The sequence below is a fragment of the Streptomyces sp. NPDC058877 genome (assembly GCF_042742855.1).
Lineage (GTDB): Bacteria > Actinomycetota > Actinomycetes > Streptomycetales > Streptomycetaceae > Streptomyces.
Genome location: NZ_JBHYMF010000288.1, coordinates 2,253 through 6,513, shown reverse-complemented (window position 1 = coordinate 6,513; position 4,261 = coordinate 2,253). Strand labels below are relative to the sequence as shown.

At 71.5% G+C, this 4,261-nt stretch carries 3 protein-coding genes; 2 read left to right on the top strand and 1 reads right to left on the bottom strand.

Annotation, left to right across the window (positions count from 1 at the left end; translation table 11 throughout):
• Positions 1-290 precede the first annotated feature (290 nt).
• The gene (locus ACFW2Y_RS33990; RefSeq protein WP_384887064.1) at positions 291-1,676 is read right to left on the bottom strand and encodes a cystathionine beta-synthase; all 1,386 of its coding nucleotides are present in this window, start codon (positions 1,674-1,676) and stop codon (positions 291-293) included.
• 118 nt (positions 1,677-1,794) lie between these two features.
• Here ACFW2Y_RS33990 and ACFW2Y_RS33985 point away from each other — a divergent pair, with 118 nt between their 5' ends.
• Positions 1,795-2,781 carry an SGNH/GDSL hydrolase family protein gene (locus ACFW2Y_RS33985; protein ID WP_384887068.1) on the top strand — a complete coding sequence of 329 codons (987 nt, stop codon included), beginning with the start codon at positions 1,795-1,797 and terminating at the stop codon, positions 2,779-2,781.
• Positions 2,782-2,946: 165 nt separating this feature from the next.
• The gene (locus tag ACFW2Y_RS33980) at positions 2,947-4,167 is read left to right on the top strand and encodes an acetyl-CoA C-acetyltransferase (RefSeq protein WP_384887061.1); all 1,221 of its coding nucleotides are present in this window, start codon (positions 2,947-2,949) and stop codon (positions 4,165-4,167) included.
• Positions 4,168-4,261: the final 94 nt, after the last annotated feature.

The following is a 4,261-nucleotide window of genomic DNA, read 5'->3' as shown; positions in this document are numbered from 1 at the left end:
GCTTCCCCGACCGCGTCCCCTTCGCCGCTGCTGCGGGGGCCCGACGTGAGGGAGCGAGGTCGTCGCGGGGACCGCCGCACCCCCGGAACCGGGGGGCGGGACGACGGCGGTCCCCGCGAGGGACGCGGGCCCGGGTCAGGGCCGGTCTCCGCGTCCGCGGCGTCTGTGGAGGCCCGGGAGCCGCTCCGGAAGTCCGTGACGCCGACGACCACCAATGTGCCGGAGCCGTGTTAAGCGGGTGCTGCGGGTACGTGTCGCCCCCGTACCAGTTGCGCGAACGGCCGCTCGCGCTACTTCGTGCCCCCGTTGGCCAGGAAGGCCAGCAGGTCCTGGCGGCTCACGACGCCGGTCGGCTTGCCCTCGACCAGCACGATCGCCGCGTCGGCGGAACCGAGGACGGACATCAGGTCCGCGACCGGCTCGCCGGAGCCGACCTGCGGCAGCGGCGCGCTCATGTGCTCCTCCAGCGGGTCCTCCAGGGAGGCCTGCTTGGTGAAGAGGTGGTCGAGGAGCTCCCGCTCGACGACGGAGCCGATGACCTCGGCGGCCATGACGTCGGGGTGGCCGGCGCCGGGCTTCACGATGGGCATCTGGGAGACGCCGTACTCGCGCAGCACCTCGATGGCCTGGCCGACGGTCTCGTCCGGGTGCATGTGGACGAGGGACGGCAGGCCGCCCTCCTTGTGGCGCAGCACGTCGGCGACGGTGGCGGAGGAGGTGTCCTCCAGGAAGCCGTAGTCGGCCATCCACTCGTCGTTGAAGATCTTCGACATGTAGCCGCGGCCGGAGTCCGGCAGCAGGACCACGACGACGTCGTCGGGGCCGAGCTCGCGGGCGACCTCCAGGGCGGCGACGACCGCCATGCCGCAGGAGCCGCCGACGAGGAGGCCCTCCTCCTTGGCGAGGCGGCGGGTCATCTGGAACGAGTCCTTATCGGACACGGCGACGATCCGGTCGGTGACGTTCCGGTCGTACGCGGTGGGCCAGAAGTCCTCGCCGACCCCCTCGACCAGGTACGGGCGGCCCGAACCGCCGGAGTAGACGGAGCCCTCCGGGTCGGCTCCGATGACCTGCACCCTGCCGCCGCTGACCTCCTTGAGGTAGTTGCCGGTGCCGGAGATGGTGCCGCCGGTGCCGACGCCCGCGACGAAGTGGGTGATCTTCCCCTCCGTCTGCTCCCAGAGCTCGGGGCCGGTGGTCTCGTAGTGCGAGCGCGGGTTGTTCGGGTTCGAGTACTGGTCGGGCTTCCAGGCCCCCGGCGTCTCGCGGACGAGCCGGTCCGAGACGTTGTAGTACGAGTCGGGGTGCTCGGGGTCCACGGCCGTGGGGCAGACCACGACCTCGGCGCCGTACGCACGCAGCACGTTGATCTTGTCGAGGGACACCTTGTCGGGACAGACGAAGATGCACTTGTAGCCCTTCTGCTGGGCCACGATCGCCAGGCCGACGCCGGTGTTGCCGGACGTGGGCTCGACGATGGTCCCGCCGGGCTTGAGCTCGCCGCTCTGCTCGGCCGCCTCGATCATGCGCAGGGCGATCCGGTCCTTGACCGACCCGCCGGGGTTGAAGTACTCGACCTTCGCCAGGACGGTCGCCTGGATGCCCGCTGTGACGTTGTTGAGCTTCACCAGCGGGGTGTTGCCGACGAGGCTGATCATCGAGTCGTGGAATTGCACCGTAATCTCCGGGGTCTCCGTAATGGTATGGCCAGCGTATGCGTAGTCGGAGCGGGTTACGGGGCAGTTAGACCCTGAACGGCTTGAAGGAGGTGACGGCCCCATGTCGAGGGCGAGGGTGGCGCGGCGGATCGCGGCCGGTGCGGCGTACGGCGGCGGGAGCATCGGACTGCTCGGCGTGGCCGCGGTGGGGGTCCTTCTCGCCGAGGCGCAACTGGCGAAGCGCACGGTCTACGGCGCCCCGGCGCCGCTGCCACCGGGCGCGGACGGTCTCTACGGCCGGGCGTTCGGCACGACGGACCCGCTGAGACTGGCCCTTCTGGGTGATTCGACGGCCGCGGGCCAGGGGGTGCGCCGCTCGGGGCAGACGCCGGGGGCGCTCCTCGCCTCCGGTCTTGCGGCGGTGGCGGAGCGGCCGGTGGTGCTGCGGAACGTGGCCCTCTCCGGGGCTCGCTCGGACGATCTGGAGCGCCAGGTGTCCCTGCTGCTCGCACAGCCCCTCGGCCCCCCGGACGTCTGCGTGATCATGATCGGGGCGAACGACGTCACCCACCGGATGCCGCCGACGGAGTCGGTGCGCCTGCTCGCCTCGGCGGTGCGGCGGCTGCGGACGGCGGGCGCGGAGGTGGTGGTCGGGACCTGTCCTGACCTGGGCACGATCGAGCCGGTCTACCAGCCGCTGCGTTGGCTGGCTCGACGGGCTTCGCGGCAGCTGGCGGCGGCGCAGACGATCGTGGTGGTGGAACAGGGCGGTCGGACGGTGTCGCTGGGGGACCTCCTCGGCCCGGAGTTCGCGGCGAATCCGCGCGAGATGTTCGGCATCGACAACTTCCACCCTTCGGCGGAGGGGTACGCGACGGCGGCGATGGCCGTGCTGCCGACGCTCTGCGCGGTGCTCGGTGTCTGGCCGGAGCCGGACCGCCTGGAGCCGGCACGGCGGGAGAACATGCTCCCGGTGGCGAAGGCGGCGGCGGAAGCCGTGCAGGAGGCCGGTACGGAGGTCACGGGCGCCCGGGCGCCCTGGGCCCTCCTGAAGCACCGCCGGCGGAGGCGGTTGCCGGCCACGGAGTCCCCGACGCCGACCCCGGAGGACGCCCAGGCGTAGGAACCCCGTGAGGGGCGGTACCGCTCGGCGTGCGACGGAGGCATCATGGACTGAGCGACCGCTTAGAAAAGAGGTCCGCGTCACACCGCCGGGGCGATGACCCGTGCGGTACGTACGGGTAACTTCCCTTTCAGTCCGCTCACTCCGCACCCTCATGGAGCCGTGATGCCCGAAGCCGTGATCGTCTCGACCGCCCGCTCGCCCATCGGCCGGGCCTTCAAGGGCTCCCTCAAGGACCTTCGACCGGACGACCTCACCGCGACCATCGTCCAGGCCGCCCTGGCCAAGGTGCCCGAGCTGGACCCCCGCGACATCGACGACCTGATGCTCGGCTGCGGCCTCCCCGGCGGCGAGCAGGGCAACAACCTGGGCCGCATCGTGGCCGTGCAGATGGGCATGGACCACCTGCCCGGTTGCACGATCACCCGCTACTGCTCCTCCTCGCTGCAGACCTCCCGGATGGCGCTGCACGCGATCAAGGCGGGCGAGGGCGACGTCTTCATCTCGGCCGGCGTCGAGATGGTCTCCCGCTTCACGAAGGGCAACTCGGACTCGCTGCCCGACACGCACAACCCCCTCTTCGCCGAGGCCGAGGCCCGCACCGCCGCGGTCGCCGCCTCCGAGGGCTCCACCTGGCACGACCCGCGGGAGGACGGCCTCGTCCCCGACGCGTACATCGCGATGGGCCAGACCGCGGAGAACCTGGCCCGCTGGAAGGGCATCAGCCGCCAGGAGATGGACGAGTTCGGCGTGCGGTCGCAGAACCTCGCCGAGCAGGCCATCAAGAACGGCTTCTGGGAGCGCGAGATCACCCCGGTGACGCTGCCGGACGGCACGGTGGCCTCGGCGGACGACGGCCCGCGCGCCGGCGTCACCATGGAGGGCGTGCAGGGCCTCAAGCCCGTCTTCCGCCCCGACGGCCTGGTCACCGCCGGCAACTGCTGCCCGCTGAACGACGGCGCCGCCGCGCTCGTGATCATGTCCGACACCAAGGCCCGCGAGCTGGGCCTCACCCCGCTGGCCCGGATCGTCTCCACCGGCGTTTCCGGCCTTTCCCCCGAGATCATGGGCCTCGGCCCGGTCGAGGCTTCGAAGCAGGCCCTCCGGCGCGCCGGCCTCACCATCGGCGACATCGACCTGGCCGAGATCAACGAGGCCTTCGCCGCCCAGGTCATCCCGTCCTACCAGGAGCTGGGTCTGGACCTGGACAAGGTGAACGTCAACGGTGGCGCCATCGCCGTCGGCCACCCCTTCGGCATGACCGGCGCCCGGATCACCGGCACGCTGATCAACGGCCTCCAGTTCCACGACAAGCAGTTCGGCCTGGAGACCATGTGCGTCGGCGGCGGCCAGGGCATGGCGATGGTCATCGAGCGGCTGAGCTGAGCCGGAGCGGAGGGTACGGGTCGCCCGAGGCACGAGGGCGGCACGTGCCCGCAGCGGTGGCGAAGCACAGCGCGACCCACCACACCCAGCGGCT

Bases quoted from the DNA above. Each gene is read 5' to 3' on its own strand.
- ACFW2Y_RS33980 (WP_384887061.1), top strand. From the start codon at position 2,947: ATGCCCGAAGCCGTGATCGTCTCGACCGCCCGCTCGCCCATCGGCCGG.